This window comes from Vibrio sp. NC2, from assembly GCF_025195005.1.
Lineage (GTDB): Bacteria > Pseudomonadota > Gammaproteobacteria > Enterobacterales > Vibrionaceae > Vibrio > Vibrio splendidus.
On record NZ_JANVFC010000018.1, the window covers coordinates 34,526 to 54,595 of the forward strand.

At 46.0% G+C, this 20,070-nt stretch carries 19 protein-coding genes; 18 read left to right on the forward strand and 1 reads right to left on the reverse strand.

Annotated features, from left to right (window positions below):
- The first annotated feature begins 33 nt into the window (after window positions 1-33).
- The 16 genes from NX845_RS18520 to ureG all read left to right on the forward strand — a co-directional run bounded on the left by NX845_RS18520 (window position 34) and on the right by ureG (window position 14,684).
- On the forward strand, window positions 34-954 hold the full coding sequence (locus NX845_RS18520) for a metal-dependent hydrolase (RefSeq protein WP_065682655.1): 921 nt from the start codon (window positions 34-36) through the stop codon (window positions 952-954).
- 289 nt (window positions 955-1,243) lie between these two features.
- The gene (locus tag NX845_RS18525) at window positions 1,244-2,245 is read left to right on the forward strand and encodes a diguanylate cyclase (RefSeq protein ID WP_065682656.1); all 1,002 of its coding nucleotides are present in this window, start codon (window positions 1,244-1,246) and stop codon (window positions 2,243-2,245) included.
- Window positions 2,246-2,281: 36 nt separating this feature from the next.
- Window positions 2,282-2,509: a zinc ribbon domain-containing protein gene (locus NX845_RS18530; RefSeq protein WP_004735111.1), complete on the forward strand. Its 228-nt coding sequence runs from the start codon at window positions 2,282-2,284 to the stop codon at window positions 2,507-2,509.
- 294 nt (window positions 2,510-2,803) lie between these two features.
- Window positions 2,804-4,090, forward strand: coding sequence for an urea ABC transporter substrate-binding protein (gene urtA / locus NX845_RS18535; protein ID WP_004735113.1), 1,287 nt, complete (start codon window positions 2,804-2,806; stop codon window positions 4,088-4,090).
- 160 nt (window positions 4,091-4,250) lie between these two features.
- Window positions 4,251-5,879 (forward strand): urea ABC transporter permease subunit UrtB, encoded by a 1,629-nt coding sequence (urtB, locus tag NX845_RS18540; RefSeq protein WP_102482363.1) that lies wholly within the window; start codon window positions 4,251-4,253, stop codon window positions 5,877-5,879.
- A gap of 10 nt (window positions 5,880-5,889) precedes the next feature.
- Window positions 5,890-7,062, forward strand: coding sequence for an urea ABC transporter permease subunit UrtC (gene urtC, locus NX845_RS18545; RefSeq protein ID WP_017095402.1), 1,173 nt, complete (start codon window positions 5,890-5,892; stop codon window positions 7,060-7,062).
- Complete coding sequence (urtD, locus tag NX845_RS18550; RefSeq protein WP_260257060.1) at window positions 7,059-7,901, forward strand: urea ABC transporter ATP-binding protein UrtD; 843 nt, start codon at window positions 7,059-7,061, stop codon at window positions 7,899-7,901. Before urtC ends, urtD begins: the two co-directional genes overlap by 4 nt.
- 1 nt (window position 7,902) lies before the next feature.
- Window positions 7,903-8,598, forward strand: a complete 696-nt coding sequence (gene urtE, locus NX845_RS18555) for an urea ABC transporter ATP-binding subunit UrtE (protein ID WP_260257061.1) — start codon at window positions 7,903-7,905, stop codon at window positions 8,596-8,598.
- Window positions 8,595-9,542 (forward strand): urease accessory protein UreD, encoded by a 948-nt coding sequence (locus tag NX845_RS18560; RefSeq protein WP_260257062.1) that lies wholly within the window; start codon window positions 8,595-8,597, stop codon window positions 9,540-9,542. The genes urtE and NX845_RS18560 overlap by 4 nt, the downstream gene beginning before the upstream one ends.
- Before the next feature lie 133 nt (window positions 9,543-9,675).
- Window positions 9,676-9,978, forward strand: coding sequence for an urease subunit gamma (ureA, locus tag NX845_RS18565; RefSeq protein WP_004735119.1), 303 nt, complete (start codon window positions 9,676-9,678; stop codon window positions 9,976-9,978).
- 11 nt (window positions 9,979-9,989) lie between these two features.
- Window positions 9,990-10,325, forward strand: coding sequence for an urease subunit beta (locus NX845_RS18570; RefSeq protein WP_004735120.1), 336 nt, complete (start codon window positions 9,990-9,992; stop codon window positions 10,323-10,325).
- Between the two features lie 39 nt (window positions 10,326-10,364).
- A complete protein-coding gene (ureC, locus tag NX845_RS18575; RefSeq protein WP_017095400.1) occupies window positions 10,365-12,068 on the forward strand; it encodes an urease subunit alpha in 1,704 nt (567 codons plus the stop codon).
- An 81-nt stretch (window positions 12,069-12,149) separates the two neighbouring features.
- The gene (ureE, locus tag NX845_RS18580; RefSeq protein ID WP_004735122.1) at window positions 12,150-12,602 is read left to right on the forward strand and encodes an urease accessory protein UreE; all 453 of its coding nucleotides are present in this window, start codon (window positions 12,150-12,152) and stop codon (window positions 12,600-12,602) included.
- 74 nt (window positions 12,603-12,676) lie between these two features.
- Window positions 12,677-13,273 (forward strand): HupE/UreJ family protein, encoded by a 597-nt coding sequence (locus NX845_RS18585; protein WP_260257063.1) that lies wholly within the window; start codon window positions 12,677-12,679, stop codon window positions 13,271-13,273.
- A gap of 42 nt (window positions 13,274-13,315) precedes the next feature.
- Window positions 13,316-13,996 carry an urease accessory protein UreF gene (locus NX845_RS18590; RefSeq protein WP_017079883.1) on the forward strand — a complete coding sequence of 227 codons (681 nt, stop codon included), beginning with the start codon at window positions 13,316-13,318 and terminating at the stop codon, window positions 13,994-13,996.
- A gap of 46 nt (window positions 13,997-14,042) precedes the next feature.
- A complete protein-coding gene (gene ureG, locus NX845_RS18595; protein WP_260257064.1) occupies window positions 14,043-14,684 on the forward strand; it encodes an urease accessory protein UreG in 642 nt (213 codons plus the stop codon).
- Between the two features lie 125 nt (window positions 14,685-14,809).
- Here ureG and xseA read toward each other — a convergent pair whose 3' ends face one another.
- Entirely contained in the window at window positions 14,810-16,156 is a 1,347-nt protein-coding gene (xseA, locus tag NX845_RS18600; protein ID WP_029405079.1) for an exodeoxyribonuclease VII large subunit, read from the reverse strand.
- Between the two features lie 269 nt (window positions 16,157-16,425).
- On the opposite strand from xseA, the gene guaB reads away from it, so the two are divergent.
- Both guaB and guaA read left to right on the forward strand, forming a co-directional pair.
- Window positions 16,426-17,889, forward strand: a complete 1,464-nt coding sequence (guaB, locus tag NX845_RS18605; protein ID WP_004735127.1) for an IMP dehydrogenase — start codon at window positions 16,426-16,428, stop codon at window positions 17,887-17,889.
- Window positions 17,890-18,253: 364 nt separating this feature from the next.
- On the forward strand, window positions 18,254-19,807 hold the full coding sequence (gene guaA, locus NX845_RS18610) for a glutamine-hydrolyzing GMP synthase (RefSeq protein WP_017106473.1): 1,554 nt from the start codon (window positions 18,254-18,256) through the stop codon (window positions 19,805-19,807).
- Window positions 19,808-20,070: the final 263 nt, after the last annotated feature.

A 20,070-nucleotide genomic window follows, 5' to 3' on the forward strand; every position in this document is an offset into this window, starting at 1 on the left:
ACGAATTAGACTCAATTTCAAAAGAAGAACGATATGACCACTAGCGATCCAATGACACCAGCGACATCCATGAAACCAATAATAGTTATCACACCAACCATTACTCAATTTTGCCATCAGGCTTGGCAGATCAATGCAAAGGCGTTGTACGTTGAAAACGATGACAGCAAAACCTACCTGATCACCGACATGACACCTTTCCACCCAGTAAGTCATATTTGGCCAGACCACCCAGCAGACCAAGGTTTTGTGAATGTTGGTGACGTGCAATATCCAGTTGAAGACTGTCTTGTTGGTGCAATAGAACAATCTACTGGCAAGCTTCATATCGCAGAAGATATCCCTGTTAAGCGTGATACGGAAGGGTGGGCGTTTGTGGTTGTCCACCAGCTCCCCGCATCTGCTTCTATGATTAAGGTTAGCGACGAAGTCCTGTTGTCGGTTGATAAAGAGTATCAAGCTAGTTTGAGCCGTGGTCACAGCGCTGGCCACATCGCTTTCCTAGCCTTGAATAAAGTATTGGCTGAGAGTTATTGGCGTAAAGATGCAGACCGAAAAGATCCACTTGGCAGCTACGATTTCAATAGCTACGCGCAAGTGACTAGCTTTGTGACTCCAGAGTTGTGTACCGATAAGTATCGTTTGGGAAAAACCCTCAAGAAGCGCGGTTTGAACGTTGCAGACATGTTAACCAATCTTGATGGTATCGAAGCCGACATTAATCAAATGATTAAAGGTTGGCTTGCAGACTCAACGCCAGTAGCAATGAGACTGGAAGGTGAGGCATTAACAGACTCTCGCTATTGGGAATGGCAGTTGGATAGCGACACTTTAGTGTCTATTCCGTGTGGTGGTACTCACATCGAGAATACGTCAGAGCTTAAGTCTTTATCGGTTAAGTTAACTCAGTTAGATGACCAGCATATTGAAATGCTGACGCATGTAATGCGATGATTTAGACTACAGATCGAATTGGCTTGTGCTGTTTATTTTGTTTTTATATGTAACTTTTAATATAAATGACCATTTAAAATTGAAATGCAGCACATGTAACTTATGCTTTCGGTGTGTGGTGATATAAATATTCTTTTTGGGGTAGATCGCTGATCAAAATAGATAAAGCGAAAGATCAACCTATGATCTTCGATTGTGTGTACGGCTTATTTAGTGTGTTATTATTAACCAATAGTAAGCTTGCATAAGAACAAGCTGTACCCTATTACACAATTGAAAGCTTTAGTGAATGGAACAACAATTTTTATTAGAAGGCCACCGAGCCGTCAATAGTTTGCTGCGCAAGCTTGCTCTTGGGATGGATCGCAAAGATTTAAATCATAAGATCATTCAGCTTACCGAGCAGATTTTTGGGCAGCGTATGGCTTCAATTTTACTGCTCAACTCAGAGTCTAAAACTTTGCATCTTGAATATGCCCCAAACCTGCCTGATTTTTACAATCAGCAGATAGAAGGGGTTGGGATTGGTACAGGGATTGGTTCTTGTGGCGAGGCGGCTGCACTCAAGAAAGCAGTGATGGTCTCCAACATAAATGCACACCCAAACTGGGCACCTTTTTTAGCCCTCACCAATCAAGCGAATCTGCATGCCTGTTGGTCGGTACCCATTATCTCGTCGCGCGGTCATGTACTGGGTACCTTTGCCATTTATAGCCAGTACATATCTGAGCCGCATGAATTTGAGCTCGAGATCTTAGAACTACTGGCTTCCCTGTATTCGGTAGCACTAGAAAAGTTCGAGTTGGAGAATCAGCTTAACTTTTTCGCCAATCGTGATTCTCTTACCCATTGCTTGAATCGTCGCGCATTGTTTAATGAAGCTGAGAAAGTGTTGGCTAAGCGATGTTTTTCAGAAAAGGTGATGGCGTGTCTGTTTGTTGATGTCGATAAGTTCAAATCGATCAACGATACCTATGGTCATAGTTTTGGTGATGATGTGCTGTTGGCGGTTGCCGAAGTTCTTGATGAGGCAACCACAGCATGTGCCAAGATAGGGCGTTACGGTGGCGATGAGTTTGTGGTGTTCTCTTGCTTTGATGATCAAGAAAGCGTTGTTAGTTTCTACCACAGCTTAGAGAAAGCACTGCAACAAGCGCTTTATATCAATGATGTGCAGTTCTCAGTGAGTGTTGGGTTGTCTTGTGAGAAAGATCCTCAAGGATTAGACCTGTTGATCGCACAAGCTGATAAGAACATGTACCAAATCAAGCAAGCGAAGTCTCAGCGGTAGTAGATTGTAAAAATAGTCGTAAATTAGGAAATGCTAATGAGTGAAAATATCTGCCCTAAGTGTCAGTCTGAGCTAGCTTGGGATGGCAAGTATCACTGTGAAAGTTGTCAGGCTCACTTTACTAAAGTTGGGTTTTGCCCTGAGTGCAGCAGCCAACTTGAGAAGCTTCAAGCCTGTGGTGCGGCGAGTTATTTTTGTAATGCCGATTGCAACGAATTGAAGTCTAAGTCGAGAGTAAAATTCGAATTCCAACCAGCGGAATAGCCTTAAACAGCATGGTTTGAACGACCATTGGTTATGTTATACCAGAGACCCAATACCAAAGTGTTGGGTCTTTTTTGTATCTGATGAACAGGAATGTGTCATCTTGGTTCATTCTCATCGTCACTGCACCAGTATGAAACATAGTGACATGATTGCTATGCACTTTATTGGTGTGGCTTGCTATTAAGTTTAATTAATACAAAAGCTTATAAATTTATTGATTGCTTTTTAAGTTTGGCACTCTTCTTGTAACTCTGTAATTGAATAACAAAAATACAATTATGGAGTAATATCATGAACAAGGTGTTCAATTTATCGCTAGCTGCACTGTGTACAACACTTTCATTTTCTTCTGCAACAGTGTTTGCTGCTGATGAGACCATCAAGGTCGGTGTTCTACACTCACTTTCTGGCACTATGGCGATCAGTGAAACCACGCTAAAAGATACCGTGCTAATGCTTATCGAAGAGCAGAACAAAAAGGGCGGTTTGCTTGGCAAGAAGCTAGAGCCTGTCGTGGTTGACCCTGCGTCAAACTGGCCGCTATTTGCAGAAAAAGCACGTGAGCTTATCGAAAAAGAGAAAGTGGATGTGGTGTTCGGTGGTTGGACATCGGTATCACGTAAATCCATGCTGCCTGTTTTTGAAGAACTCAACAGTATCCTTTTCTACCCAGTACAGTATGAAGGCGAAGAGTCTTCTAAAAACGTTTTCTACACCGGTGCCGCGCCAAACCAACAAGCGATCCCTGCAGTGGATTACTTGATGGAAGAGCTTGAAGTTGAGCGTTGGGTACTTGCAGGTACCGATTACGTTTATCCACGTACTACCAATAAGATCCTTGAAGCCTACCTAAAAGATAAAGGTGTCGCAGAAGAAGACATCATGATCAACTACACGCCATTTGGTCACTCTGATTGGCAATCTATCGTTTCTGATATCAAAAAGTTCGGCGAAGCAGGCAAGAAAACCGCTGTGGTTTCTACTGTGAACGGCGATGCGAACGTACCTTTCTATAAAGAGCTAGGCGCTCAAGGCATTTCATCTGAAGACATCCCAGTTATTGCATTCTCTGTTGGTGAAGAAGAACTGTCAGGCATGGACACAGAACCACTGGTGGGTCACCTAGCGGCATGGAACTACTTCATGAGTGTTGATACTGAAGCCAATGAAGAGTTCGTTGAAACGTGGCAGTCGTTCATCAAGAGTGAAAAGCGTGTCACCAATGATCCAATGGAAGCGCACTATGTTGGCTTCAACATGTGGGCTCAAGCGGTCACTAATGCGGGCACAACCGATCCTGAATCTGTGCAAGATGCCTTGATTGGCGTGTCTGTTCCTAACCTTTCTGGCGGCTACTCAACCATGTTGCCAAACCACCACATTACTAAACCAGTCCTGATCGGTGAAATCCAAGACGATGGTCAATTCGATATCGTTTGGGAAACCACAGGTCTAGTGGCGGGTGATGCTTGGTCGAGTTACTTACCTGAATCGGCAAAACTGTTCTCTAGCTGGTCGAAGCCATTCTCATGTGGTGCGTTTAACGTCGAAACGAAGAAGTGTTCTGGCGGTAACTAGAGCGTCAATTCAGGAATATTGAGCCTTTCGGTTTGGGAAGAACGCGTCTGTTTAACGGGCGAAGCGAACGGAAGGCTCATCGTTTCAGGTAACAACCACTATCCACACATCCTCCAAGTAAAAATAACAATATCTAACTTGGTTGGTTAAGGAAGCAGGGATGAAAAACGTATTAAACGTATTTAAAGCGCTGTTGCTCATGGCAGTCAGTGCTCAGTTGGCTTTTGCTGGAATAACGGATGAAGCTAGCTTTACCAAGGCGCTAGTTGGTAAGAAAACATCGGATAAAGAATTAGCTATCGATTGGGTGATTGAGACGCAAACGGAAGATGTGTCGAAACCTATTTTAGATGGCTGGTTAAACGGAAACCTTTACTACTTCAATGAGAAACAGAGCGAGCAGTACAAACAGCTCTACCTCATTCAAAACATCAAAACGGCAACGTCAGCTCAGTCAGTATGGACTGATTCAACGCTTAATATCGAGAATGCGAGACAGTTTAAAAAGGTTCGTGTGAATAACAAACTTCGCGGGATATTACGCGGGGAAATTGCTTCTATTGGACTGAACAGCGGCAATCCTGATGTGCGTTATAAAGCGGTTTTGGATTTGTTAGGAACCAAAGACGCTGACATTATCGAACGACTAACTGAACTCAGAACCAATGAATCAGATGGCAAAGTAGCTGAGCTAATGGATTTGTCGTTAGCGATTGCCACCTCTCTTAATAACAGTGCCACCATTGAAGATCGTGTGGCTTCAATTGAACGAGTTGGCGACTTCAAACACTCGGTCGTTCTGAAAACACTGAACCAACTACTGAACAGTGAGCAAGATCCAAGCATTACCGCTGCAGCAGAACGTGCGATGGATAGCTATCAACAAAGCCAAGCACTCTATTCGGGTGTAGAAACGGTATTCTTCGGTTTGAGCTTAGGCTCGGTATTGGTGCTGGCGGGCATTGGCTTAGCGATTACCTTTGGTGTGATGGGTGTTATCAACATGGCTCATGGCGAGTTGATCATGATTGGCGCTTATACCACCTATGTCATGCAATTGTTGATGCCCAATCATATTGGTTTGGCACTGATACTCTCTATCCCTGCTGCGTTTATTGTTTCTGGTTTGGTGGGCATTGTGATCGAGCGAAGTGTGATTCGTCATCTTTATGGTCGCCCATTGGAAACCTTACTCGCGACCTTTGGTATTAGCTTGATCTTGCAGCAAGCCGTTCGCTCGATTTTCTCTCCTTTGAACCGCTCAGTGAGCACACCTGAATGGATGTCTGGCGCACTTCAATTGAACCCAATGTTGTCCCTGACTTACAACCGACTTTATATCATCTTGTTCTGTGGTTTGGTGTTTATGGGCTTATTAATGGTTCTGAAAAAGACACCACTAGGCTTACAGGTTCGTGCGGTTTCTCAAAACCGTGGCATGGCTCGTGCGATGGGTATTCGTTCTGAGCGAGTTGATGCGATGACCTTCGGTTTAGGCTCTGGCGTTGCGGGTGTCGCGGGTGTGGCACTTTCTCAACTGACCAACGTGGGTCCAAATATGGGGCAGGCATACATCATCGACTCATTCATGGTGGTGGTGTTCGGCGGTGTTGGCAACCTATGGGGCACGCTAGTCGCTGGCTTAAGCCTTGGTCTGTTCAATAAGATTTTAGAACCATGGGCTGGTGCGGTTCTCGCTAAGATCCTGGTACTGGTTTTCATCATTCTATTTATTCAAAAACGCCCACGTGGACTCTTCCCACAACGTGGTCGTGCGGCTGAAGGTTAAGGACAACATCATGCAGTCAAAATCATTTGTACTTTCGGCGATGCGTGGTGACAAAGGTGGCCAACTGACCATCCTTGCCATTCTTGCGGCCGTCATTCTTATCCCACTGGCTAACACCATGTTACCAAGTGGACACCCGCTTCATGTCGAGACTTTCACTATCTCGCTGATGGGCAAATACCTGAGCTACGCAATGTTGGCGTTGGCGCTCGATCTTGTGTGGGGCTATCTCGGAATATTGAGCCTCGGCCACGGTGCTTTCTTTGCGCTTGGTGGTTATGCGATGGGCATGTACTTGATGCGTCAGATTGGTGACCGTGGGGTTTATGGTGATCCAGTCTTACCAGATTTCATGGTGTTCCTTGATTGGTCTGCGTTGCCGTGGTTTTGGCAGGGCTTTGATCAGTTCTGGTTTGCTTGTCTGATGGTGGTGCTAGTGCCGGGCGCATTGGCTTACTTGTTCGGTTATTTAGCTTTCCGCTCTCGTGTGTCTGGTGTGTATCTTTCTATCATGACTCAAGCGTTAACTTACGCATTGATGCTGGCATTTTTCCGCAACGAGATGGGCTTTGGTGGTAACAATGGACTGACAGACTTCAAAGACATCATAGGTCTGAGCTTGCAGAGTGATGCGGTCAAGATAGGTCTGTTTGTCGCGACTGGCATTGCGCTCATTTTTAGCTACATCGCTTGTCGTATGGTGGTGACCAGTCGATTAGGTCGTGTGGCATTAGCGATTCGTGATACAGAGTCACGTACTCGCTTTATGGGTTACGACGTCGATGGCATCAAGCTGTGGGTCTTCGTTCTTTCTGCGGTTATCGCGGGTATTGCCGGGGCTTTATATGTTCCTCAAGTTGGCATCATTAACCCGGGTGAATTTGCTCCGCTTAACTCGATTGAGATTGTGGTTTGGGTTGCCTTAGGCGGTCGTGCCACCCTGTTTGGCGCCATTGTTGGGGCATTGATCATCAACTACGCCAAGAGCTGGTTTACGGTTGAGTTCCCAGAGGTGTGGTTATTTGCTCTGGGTGGATTATTCGTTCTCTCGACCATGTACTTCCCACAAGGTGTAATTGGCTTTGTCAGTGAAAAATGGCAGCAGCTACGCAAGGCATCAAATGGGAAAAACCAAGATAAAGATAAGGATGATCAGCACAAAGCCAAGGAGGTGATCGCATGACCACATTTAATAGCGTAAAGGAATCGGTTCAGGCGTTCACTCGTCGAGACCAAGTCTTTGATTACCTTAAACCTGATATTCATCCCGCCATCGATACTCGCCATAACGTGTTGTTGTATGTGGAAGGCGTCAACAAAAGTTTCGATGGTTTCCAAGCGATAAACGATCTCAACCTCTACATCAATGAAGGAGAACTGCGCTGCATCATTGGCCCTAATGGCGCAGGTAAAACCACCATGATGGACATCATCACAGGTAAAACTAAGCCAGATACTGGCGAAGTGTGGTTGGGTTCGAACATCAACTTATTGAAGATGAACGAATCCGAAATCGCCAATGCAGGCGTTGGGCGTAAATTCCAAAAGCCGACCGTGATTGAGTGTTTAACCGTGTGGCAGAACCTTGAGTTAGCCATGGCTGGTGACCGTTCAGTGTGGGCGACGTTCACTGCTGTGATGTCTGGTGAACAGAAAGACAAACTTACCTCTGTGCTTGAGCTGATTCATTTAAAAGACGAAGCGGCGAATTTGGCAGGTAACCTGTCTCACGGACAAAAGCAGTGGTTAGAGATAGGCATGTTATTGATGCAAAACCCTAGGCTATTGCTGGTGGATGAACCCGTTGCAGGGATGACTCACCAAGAGATGGACCGCACCTCTGAGTTACTTAACTCACTGGCAGGCAAGCACTCAGTGGTCGTGGTTGAACACGATATGGATTTCGTTCGTTCGATTGCTAGCCATGTCACCGTGCTTCATCAAGGTCACGTGTTGGCTGAAGGCACTATGGATCAAGTGCAGGCTCACCCTGAAGTTAAACAAGTTTATCTCGGAGAATAGGATGCTAGAGGTTAAATCAGTTAATCAATATTACGGTGAGAGCCACACGCTGTGGGATTTGGATATGCAGATCCCGGAAGGCAAGTGCACAGTGTTAATGGGACGAAACGGTGTCGGTAAAACGACGTTGCTGCAATGCATCATGGGGCTAGTTAAGGTCGAGAGCGGTGACATTTCGTTATCGGGTGAGCCGCTTCTTAAAACCGATGCCGAAGAGCGTGCTCGCCAAGGCATCGGTTATGTGCCGCAAGGTCGTCAGATCTTTCCGATGCTCACGGTTCAAGAAAACCTAGAAGTCGGCTTGCCGATTCGAGAAAAGGGCGACCGTAAGATCCCAGAGTTCATCTTCGATATATTCCCAGTGTTAAAAGAGATGCTGCATCGTCGCGGTGGTGATTTATCTGGTGGTCAACAGCAGCAACTCGCGATTGGGCGTGCGCTGGTGGTTAATCCAAAACTGTTGATCTTGGATGAACCAACAGAAGGTATTCAGCCCAATATCGTGCAAGAGATTGGTGACATCATTCTCATGCTCAACGAGAAGATGGGACTCACCGTCCTGCTTGTTGAACAGAAGCTGCCATTTGCGAGAAAGGTCGGTGACCGATTTTGCATTCTCGACCGTGGTCGTCAGGTAGCTGAAGGTGAAATGACAGGGCTAAATGAATCCCTGATTAAGGAGTACCTAACCGTATGAGCTCTCTATATTCTTCGAGCGAAGCAATAAATGCTTCTTTAGCGGGAGTGTTGTCTCTGAATGAGACCATCGAACAAGATATCCGAGACGGTTGGCAGGCGAGCTTAAACCTCACCTTTGTCGACCGTGGTGATAAAACCGTATTAAAGAATCGTCAGCAGTCTGGTCCGCTTGCGGTGCAACGTCCCTTGTATCCTGATGGGGTAACGTGTCACACCTACTTACTTCATCCCCCCGGCGGAGTGGTAGGAGGTGACACTCTCAATATTGAAGCGACCATCGAAAGCGGTGCGCATGCGTTGATCACCACACCCGGTGCGACCAAGTTTTATCGCTCAAACAACAAGTACGCCAAGCAGAAGCAGACCCTACGAGTGAAGAAAGGTGCTCGCTTGGAATGGATGCCGCAAGAGAACATCTTTTTCCCGAATGCACACGTTCGTTTAGACACTGAAATTCGCCTAGAAAAGGGTGCACAATTTTGGGGTTGGGAGATGCACTGTTTTGGACGTCCTGCACAGAATGAGGGATTCGAGCATGGTCACCTCGTTGGGAAAACAGAAATCTATCTTGATAATCAAAGGCTTCTGACTGAAGGTTTTAATTTTCACGGTGGCGATAAGTTAATGATAAATATGGGGTTACTTGATTATTCAATGATGGGAACCTTTTATATCACCTCAAATGAGAAGCAAGATTTAGAGTTGGTACAGAGCTTGCTCTTATCTATTACACAGCAAGCTTCACAGCAATCAGTTACATCAAAAACGTCGAGTGAACTCACATTAATATTGGGCGCGACTCAGATAGAAGGATTGATTGTAGTGCGAGCCTTGGGTAATTGGAGTGAAGATATCCTCCAGGCCTTTGGTCAGATATGGCAAGCAACTCGCTCTCATTTATGTGGTACGACTCCTGATTTACCAAGGATTTGGGCGACTTAGCGATTAGCCCTTTTTGTACCTAGGGTGACTTCCGACCCTAGGTACATTTTTTCAAGCTTGCTGTGATTGAATCCCACTTACTGCTCATGTGTTTTTGAGCAATAAGAAAACAACACTAACAGCGGGCGGCTAAATGGAATTAACACCAAGAGAAAAAGATAAGCTACTTATCTTCTGCGCAGGAATGCTGGCACAGCAGCGCAAACAAAAAGGCTTAAAACTCAACTATCCAGAATCTATTGCACTGATCAGCAGTGCCATTCTCGAAGGTGCCCGCGAGGGTAAAACCGTTTCAGAGTTGATGGATTTTGGACGCACACTGCTTACTGTCGATGACGTTATGGAGGGGATCCCTTCCATGATCCCTGATGTACAAGTCGAAGCCACTTTTCCTGATGGCACCAAGCTGGTGACCGTTCATGAACCTATCGTGTAGGGAGAAGTAATATGGCTGGTTCAACAAAACAATACTCAGGATTCGTTCCCGGAAAAGTCGAAACCGCTCCCGGTGACATCACTCTCAATGAAGGCCGTGACACAACGTCCGTTAAGGTTCAAAACATTGGCGATCGTCCTGTTCAAATTGGCTCTCATTACCACTTCTATGAAGCAAACCCTTCGCTGATCTTTGACCGAGAAGCCACTAAAGGCTTTCGACTCAATATCCCTGCTGGTACTGCAACCCGCTTTGAGCCGGGTCAGTCGCGCAGCGTCGAGTTAGTGCGTTACGCCGGTAAGTTAGAGATCTATGGCTTCCAAGGAAAGGTGATGGGCAAGCTCTAAGCGCTCCCACGGAATAATGAAAATAACAAAGGATTGAACATGGCGACGATATCCAGACAGGCTTATGCCGAAATGTTTGGGCCAACAGTCGGTGACCGAGTGCGTCTTGCTGACACTGATTTATGGCTAGAAGTTGAAAAAGATTACACCGTATACGGCGACGAAGTGAAGTTTGGTGGCGGTAAAGTGATTCGTGATGGACAAGGGCAAAGCCAACGTCCAAGTGCTGAGACACCGGATTTGGTGATCACTAACGCGATTGTGTTGGATTACTGGGGCATCGTAAAAGCAGATGTCGCAATCAAAGATGGCCGCGTTCAGGCATTGGGCAAAGCGGGCAACCCAGATGTTCAACCGGGCGTTGATATTGTGATTGGCCCGGGCACGGAGATTTTAGCCGGTGAAGGTTCAATCCTGACTGCTGGTGGCATTGATTCACACATCCACTTTATTTGCCCACAACAGATTGAAGAAGCACTGGCGTCGGGTGTGACTACCATGATTGGCGGTGGTACCGGGCCAAACACAGGTACCAACGCAACCACATGTACGCCGGGGCCTTGGAACATGCACCGCATGCTGGAGTCACTCGATCAATTCCCTATGAACTTTGGCTTGTTAGGCAAAGGCAATGCAAGTCAGCCAGAAGCTCTACGCGAACAAGTAGCGGCAGGTGCCGTGGGTTTGAAGTTGCATGAAGACTGGGGAACCACTCCCGCTTCAATCGATACCTGCTTGAATGTGGCTGACGAGATGGACGTACAAGTTGCGATTCATACCGACACTCTGAATGAATCGGGTTTTGTTGAATCGACACTTGGCGCAATCGGTGATCGCGTGATTCATACCTATCACACCGAAGGTGCGGGCGGTGGTCATGCTCCCGATATTATTCGTGCTGCAGGTGAGCCGAACGTTTTGCCCTCCTCAACCAATCCAACACGACCTTACACCATCAATACCGTCGATGAGCATTTGGATATGTTGATGGTGTGTCATCACCTTTCACCATCGATTGCTGAAGATGTCGCGTTCGCCGAATCGCGTATTCGCCGTGAAACCATTGCCGCAGAAGACATTCTTCATGACTTAGGCGCGTTCTCGATGATCGCTTCGGACTCACAAGCAATGGGACGTGTAGGCGAGGTGATCACTCGAACTTGGCAAACCGCGCACAAGATGAAAGTTCAGCGCGGCAGCCTAAAAGAAGATTCAGACTACAGCGATAACTTCCGATTAAGACGCTATGTCGCTAAGTACACCATCAACCCAGCGATCACTCATGGTATGTCTCATGAAATCGGCTCTATTGAAGCAGGAAAGCTGGCGGATTTAGTGTTGTGGAAGCCCGCTTTCTTTGGTGTGAAACCGAGTGTGATTTTGAAAGGCGGCATGATCGCCATGGCGCCGATGGGTGACCCAAACGCTTCAATCCCAACCCCTCAGCCAGTTCATTACCGCTCTATGTTTGGTAGCTACGGCAAGGCATGTCAAAACACATCAATGCTGTTTGTCTCTAAGGAAGCCAAAGCGCAGAACATTGATAAACAGTTGGGTCTGCAGAGCTTGATTGGTGTTGTAAGTAACTGCCGAAACATTAGCAAAGCCGACATGAAGCTCAACGATTGGATGCCGAAGATTGAGGTGGATTCTCAGACGTATCAAGTACGTGCCGATGGTGAATTACTGACGTGTGAGCCTGCTGAAGAGCTGCCAATGGCTCAGAGATACTTTCTGTTTTAAGAGCTCGACAGAAGGCTCTTTGATTGAATAATGATCTTATTTTAAACGTTATAAATCTCACAAGGAGATTGAGGTAATAGCATGATTGAACTGACTCAACTGAATACTCAAATACAAAATGCACCGGACGGCTATTTGAGCCTGCCGATCGATAGCCGCATCAAAAGCCGCCTTAAGGTGATGTTAGATGACGGACGTAATGCCGGCCTGTTTCTACCACGAGGTCATATCTTGCGTGGTGGCGAACAACTGTCAAGTGAATGTGGCTTGGTAGTGGAAGTGAAAGCGGCACCAGAAACCGTTTCGACTGTTTACTGTGAAGACTTGCTCCTGTTAACACGAGTGGCGTACCACCTTGGTAACCGTCATGTTCCACTGCAAGTGGAAGCGGGCTGGGTTCGTTATCAACACGACCATGTTTTGGATGAAATGGTTGAAGGCTTAGGCGCGAAAGTGACCACCGAGAAACAACCGTTTGAACCAGAAGGCGGTGCTTATGGCGGTCGCTCTGGTGGACATCATCACCATCATTAATCGAGTCATTGATGACTCACTAAACGATTTATATAACAACAAATATTAATAACTATAAACGCAAGGAACTCGCGATGAACTTTAAAACAGCTGCAGGCTTATGCACTTTCACAATAGCTTCTCTAACAACATCAACATTGGCTTTCGCTCACCCAGGACATGGAGCGCACTCAGTTCATGAGTCTCACTCATTTATGTCTGGCTTAACTCACCCAGTGACAGGTATGGATCACCTGATCATGTTGATCGCTTTTGGTTTGTTAATTGGCGCACTGTCATTTTCCACCAAGACAAAAGCCGCTCTGATTGGCGGCGGGTTGGCGTCTTTGGTGGTCGGGCTTATCGCAGGCCAAGCCTTAGGTTTCTCTGTGATTGTTGAACCTGCAATCATCGCTTCTCTATTCGTTGTCAGCTTATGCTTATGGCACGTGTTCTCACCATCGACTAAGCGAGTGAACAGTGTATTAGCGGCTTCGATTGGTATGTTGTTTTTCCATGGTTATGCGCATGGCGTTGAAGCGGCAAGTAACCTAACTCAGTTTGCAACAGGCATGAGTATCAGTGCTTTGGCTCTGATGGTTATCGGTACTTTTGTTGGTCGCGCGGTTTACTCTAAATGGTTGTCAGTCGGCGTGGCTTCAGCAAGCGCACTATTGCTGTTAGGCGCGTAGGCTCTCGAACTTATTTGATTCTGGAAGACTGAGGGCACGATTATGACCACAACAGAAAATGTAGCCGTCTATCGTCTGTTTCAATTGATCAGTCCATCGTTGCCGATTGGTGGGTTCACTTATTCGCAAGGCTTAGAGTTAGCGGTTGAAGCGGGGTGGGTGACCGATCGCAACAGCATGGAACAGTGGCTTAATACCATCGTCAGTTCCAGTGTCGCAACTTTGGAATTACCTATCTTAGAGCGTCTTTATCACGCGCTAGAAAAGGGTGAAATCGATGAGATTGAGCATTGGTGTAACTACTTATACTCAAGCCGTGAAACCAGTGAATTGCGAGCGGAGGAAAAGCAGCGTGGGCATGCATTGAACACCTTGTTGAAGCGCTTGGATATCGATATTTCGCTGGTGGATTCTGTTGATAGTCATCCAAACCAATTGTTGGGCATGTGTATGGCGGCTCAGCATTGGGGTATTGATTTAGAGAGCCTCAAGCAGGGTTATTTATGGAGTTGGCTTGAAAACATCGTTACCGCAGGGGTCAAGTTAGTGCCTTTAGGTCAAACCGATGGTCAGTTGGCACTGATTAATATCACCAATACGTTTCCCGAGATCATTGAGAAAGCACGCACGATAGAAGATTGGATGATAGGCAGCTTTTCGCCTTCGATGGCATTAGCGAGTTCACTGCACGAAACACAATACACACGACTATTTCGTTCGTAGCGGTTAGCGCGAACGATGTAGCAGAAAGAATATAAGGAAGTAGACAATGGAAAGTTATAAGCAACCCCTTCGAATTGGTATTGGCGGCCCGGTAGGGTCTGGTAAAACAGCATTGTTAGAGGTGCTATGTAAGGCGATTAGAGACAAGCTCAACATTGCTGTAGTAACCAATGACATCTATACCCAAGAAGACGCCAAGATACTTACACGAGCTGAAGCTCTAGAGCCTGACCGTATTATTGGTGTTGAAACTGGCGGTTGCCCACACACGGCGATTCGTGAAGATGCCTCGATGAACCTCGCGGCAGTGGAAGAGTTGGCCAAGTTACATAAGAACCTCGATGTGGTATTCGTCGAAAGCGGTGGCGACAACCTCAGTGCCACGTTCAGCCCAGAGTTAGCCGACCTTACTATCTATGTAATCGATGTAGCGGAAGGGGAGAAGATCCCACGTAAAGGTGGCCCGGGTATTACACGATCCGATCTGTTAGTCATCAACAAGATCGATTTAGCACCGTATGTTGGTGCGTCACTTGAGGTGATGGAGCAAGACACACAACGCATGCGTCCAACCAAGCCATATGTGTTCACCAACCTAAAAGAGAGCCAAGGCTTAGATTTCATCATCAACTTTATTGTGACGGAAGGAATGCTGACCATGAAGGAGCCTTTTACGACTGAGTCGTGAATCATGAGTAGGGAGTAGGATTTGAATCAGGTCGTCTCTTTTGAAGCCAGTAGATACAAAAAAGCCCTGTCGATTATTCGATAGGGCTTTCTGGTTTTAAATGATTTTTAACGTCCTAGTTGAATCTAAAGCTCACTCTTAGCGACTCTTGTTGTCACTTGCGACTCAATTACACCGTCTTCAACTTGGGTGGTGATCACTTCACCAACTTCGACATCGTTGATTGATGACACGGTCTTGCTCGATGCTGAATGAGTAATGCTGTAGCCACGCTTTAACGTGGCAAGTGGACTAACGGTCTCTAACTTCTCGGCAGCCATGGCTAGCTGGTGGCGAGTGGTTAGCAGTGTTTTATCCATCGCATCTAATAGCTTTTGCTCTGAACGTTGTAGATGCAGTTTTTGTTCACCCAAGCGCTTAACAGGCGAGTTCAATTGAAGCTGGTGCTGTTTACGTTCAACACGCTGTGCATGTTGTTTTAGGTATTGAGTCATACCACGACGCAAACGCATGTCTAGGTCATCAAGCTGCTGACTCTGCTTTTGCAGTTGGTAGCTCGGGTGTTGTTTCTCTAAGCGGTATTTCAACGTTTGAGTTGATTGTGCTTGTTTGATTAGCACATGACGAATCGCACTCACTAAACGAGCACGTTTAGACGCATAAGCTTGCTCTTTATGACTGTTGTCACGACTAACCAGTTCAGCGGCTGCTGATGGCGTTGGAGCTCGCATATCTGCGACGAAATCCGCGATAGTGACATCGACTTCATGCCCAACGGCACTGATAATCGGGATCTGGCTTGCTGCAATGGTGCGAGCGACGATCTCGTTATTGAAACACCATAAGTCTTCTAATGAACCGCCGCCACGACCAACGATCAATACGTCACACTCGTTGCGCTCATTGGCACGTCCAATCGCTTGAGCGATCTGAATCGAAGCTCCTTCACCTTGTACCATGGTCGGATACACGATGACTGGCAATGACGGGTCGCGTCTTTTCAGTACATCGAGAATATCGAAGAGGGCTGCACCTGTTTTAGAGGTGATAACACCAACGCACTTAGGATGTTCTGGCAGAATTTGCTTACTGGACTGGGCAAATAGCCCTTCTGCAGCGAGGTTCATCTTAAGCTTTTCAAACTCTTGCTGAAGCTTACCATCACCCTCTGGTTGCATGCTTTCGATGATGAGTTGATAGTCACCGCGTGGCTCATAAAGAGACAGACGTGCTTTGACTAAAACTTGATTACCGTTCTGAGGCTTAAAAGTCACACGGCGGTTATTGCCACGAAACATAGCGCACTTAACTTGAGCGCGAGAGTCTTTAAGCGTGAGGTACCAGTGACCAGAGACAGGTGCAGAGAAATTTGAGATTTCACCAACGAGCCAGACTATTCCCATTTCGTTTTCTAATAGGAGACGAACCTCTGAGTTGAGGCGAGAAACAGTAAAGATGTTTGGATTAGTCATAGAAGCACTATCTTTCCTTGAAGGAAGGTCTTTCTTGGAATCTCACAGGGCGTGAGTATGGAAGATAGCGGCAATATAATACATAGCAAGGGGGTAAATGCAAATTAAAAATACAAAAATGTGTAGCCAAGCGATTTCGTTGGCCGTATAATCCGTCCGCAATATCTAATCCAAATGCAGTTTGATTTTCCTTAATTGGCTGCCCTCATTAGGCGAAACGATGAGATTGGATTGTTTCTTTTTACTCCTATTATTGTGAGATATTGCAAATGCTAAGAATTGCCAAAGAAGCGCTGACATTCGACGACGTACTGCTAGTGCCAGCACACTCCACCGTTCTCCCTAATACAGCTGATCTTCGCACTCAGCTGACGAAGAATATTTCCCTAAACATCCCAATGATCTCTGCATCGATGGATACTGTGACAGAAGCTCGCCTAGCGATTGCACTGGCACAAGAAGGCGGAATAGGCTTCATTCATAAGAACATGTCTATTGAACAGCAAGCTGAAATGGTTCGCCAGGTTAAAATTTACGAAGCAGGTGTGGTTTCTCACCCTGTTACTGTAAACCCTGATGCGACAATCGCTGATGTTGTAGCCCTTACTCAAAAACACGGCTTTGCCGGTTTCCCTGTTGTTACTGAAACAAACGAACTTGTTGGTATTATTACTGGCCGTGACGTTCGCTTTGTGACTGACCTTTCTAAGAAAGTTGATGTAGTAATGACGCCTAAAGCTCGCCTTGCTTCTGTTAAAGAAGGTGCAACTCGTGAAGAAGTTCAAGAGAAAATGCACGAAGCGCGCGTTGAAAAAGTTCTTGTTGTAAATGATGACTTCCAACTAACGGGAATGATCACTGCAAAAGATTTCCATAAAGCAGAACGTAAACCAAACGCTTGTAAAGATGAGCGCGGCAGCCTACGTGTAGGTGCAGCTGTTGGTGCTGGTGCTGGTAACGAAGAGCGCGTTGCTGCTCTTGTTGAAGCTGGCGTAGACGTTCTACTTATCGACTCTTCACACGGTCACTCTGAAGGCGTACTTAACCGTATCCGTGATACGCGTGCTGCATACCCTGATCTACAAATCATCGGTGGTAACGTAGCAACTGGCGCTGGCGCTCGTGCTCTTATCGAAGCGGGTGTTAGTGCGGTTAAAGTAGGTATCGGCCCGGGTTCAATCTGTACGACTCGTATCGTTACTGGTGTTGGTGTTCCTCAAGTAACAGCAATCGCAGACGCAGCTGAAGTAGCAAACGAATACGGTATTCCAGTAATCGCAGATGGCGGCATCCGCTTCTCTGGCGATATCTGTAAAGCTATCGTTGCTGGCGCATCTTGTGTGATGGTTGGTTCAATGTTCGCGGGTACTGAAGAAGCACCGGGTGAAGTTATCCTTTACAACGGTCGTTCTTACAAGTCTTACCGTGGTATGGGTTCTCTTGGCGCTATGTCTCAAGGTTCTTCTGACCGTTACTTCCAATCTGACAACGCTGCAGACAAGCTTGTTCCAGAAGGTATTGAAGGTCGTATCGCATACAAAGGTCGTCTAAAAGAGATCGTTCACCAACAGATGGGCGGTCTACGCTCAAGCATGGGCCTAACCGGTTCTGCAACTGTTGAAGACATGCGTACTAAAGCTGAGTTTGTTCGTATCTCTGGTGCGGGCATGAAAGAATCTCACGTACACGATGTTCAAATCACGAAAGAAGCACCTAACTACCGTTTAGGTTAATAATACGTCCAAACGTTTGAATAATGTGCTGATTTAGTCGGCACATTAATATACCAATCGTAGTAAATAACTGGTCATCCTAGCTTGTTAAAAATCTCGATAACTTCGTTAGAATTTTTGATTGTAGAATAACTACTTATCAGAAAATTCTGCCTCGTTCTCAAGCTTTTTCCTACGCTATTCCTGAACACTTACTTACTGTGATTGGTATTATATCTACCGCCTGTTTTGTTTAGAGAGTGATTCTCACAAAACATTGCCTTATAGATAACTTACGAAAACGTTTGCTTTATTTCTTGAAGAGTTAATCAGAGGTGAGTAAACTCGCCTCCGTTTTATCACATAGCCAATAAGACTGCTTACAATGACTAAAAATATTCATGACCAACGTATTCTAATTCTGGACTTCGGTTCTCAATACACACAGCTAGTAGCTCGTCGTATTCGTGAGATCGGTGTTTACTGTGAACTTTGGAGCTGGGACGTAGAAGAAGCGGATATTCGTGAATTCAATCCAGACGGTATCATCCTATCTGGTGGCCCTGAAAGTGTAACGGAAGAGAATTCTCCACGTGCACCTCAGTACGTATTTGATTCAGGTGTTCCTGTCTTCGGTATCTGCTACGGCATGCAAACGATGGCTGAGCAACTTGGCGGTAAAGTAGCAACGTCTACTGAGCGCGAGTTCGGCTACGCTGCTGTACAAGTAACGGGTGAATCTGCACTTTTCGCAGACCTTGAGACAACTCAAGACGTTTGGATGAGCCACGGTGACAAAGTGGTTGAAATCCCTGCTGATTTCACAAAAATCGCAGAGACAGACACTTGCCCATACGCAGCAATGGCAAACGAAGATAAGAAATACTACGGTGTTCAATTCCACCCAGAAGTAACGCACACTAAAAACGGCCTAAAAATGCTTGAGAACTTCGTTCTTAACGCGTGTGGTTGTGAAGGTCTGTGGACTTCAGCGTCTATCATTGAAGATGCAGTTGCACGTATTAAAGAACAAGTAGGTGACGATGAAGTTATCCTTGGTCTTTCTGGTGGTGTTGATTCATCAGTAGTAGCGATGCTTGCTCACCGCGCTATCGGCGACAAACTAACATGTGTATTTGTTGATAACGGTCTTCTTCGTTTAAACGAAGGCGAGCAGGTTATGGACATGTTTGGTGACCAATTCGGCCTTAACATCATTAAAGTTGATGCTGAAGAACGTTTCCTTAACGCTCTGGAAGGCGAAGCTGAACCTGAAGCGAAACGTAAGATCATCGGTCACGTATTCGTAGATATCTTCGACGAAGAGTCTAAGAAACTGAAGAATGCTAAATGGCTTGCTCAGGGTACTATCTACCCAGACGTAATCGAGTCTGCAGCATCTAAGACTGGCAAAGCACACGTAATCAAATCTCACCACAACGTTGGTGGTCTTCCTGATGATATGGAAATGGGCCTTGTTGAGCCTCTACGTGAGCTGTTTAAAGATGAAGTACGTAAGATCGGCCTAGAGCTTGGTCTTCCATACAACATGCTTTACCGCCACCCATTCCCGGGTCCAGGCCTAGGTGTTCGTGTACTTGGCGAAGTGAAGAAAGAGTACTGTGATTTACTGCGTCGCGCTGATGCTATCTTCATTGAAGAGCTTCACGCTGCTGACCTTTACCACAAAGTATCTCAAGCATTCACGGTATTCCTACCAGTACGTTCAGTTGGCGTAATGGGCGATGGCCGTAAGTACGATTGGGTTGTATCTCTACGTGCTGTAGAAACTATCGACTTCATGACTGCTCATTGGGCACACCTACCATACGACTTCCTAGGTAAGGTTTCTAACCGTATTATCAACGAAGTTAACGGCATTTCACGTGTTGTTTACGATATTTCTGGTAAGCCACCAGCAACTATCGAGTGGGAATAATCTCTTAGAGATTTAACCAGTTTTGATTTAGCTATTATTTGACTTAGCCATGATTTGACTTAGTTATTAAAAGCCTCGAACTCAGTTCGGGGCTTTTTTATTTCTGACTCAGGGTATTAAAAGCTTATAGCTGACAACTAAACACCAAATCAGTTGGAAACTAGATATCAGCTCAAGAAACCATGAGACGCTTTGTTGTGTTGAGCTATATATCAAAAAGATCACTCGCACTTTTTATAAATTCACACCGCTACAGCTAGGCC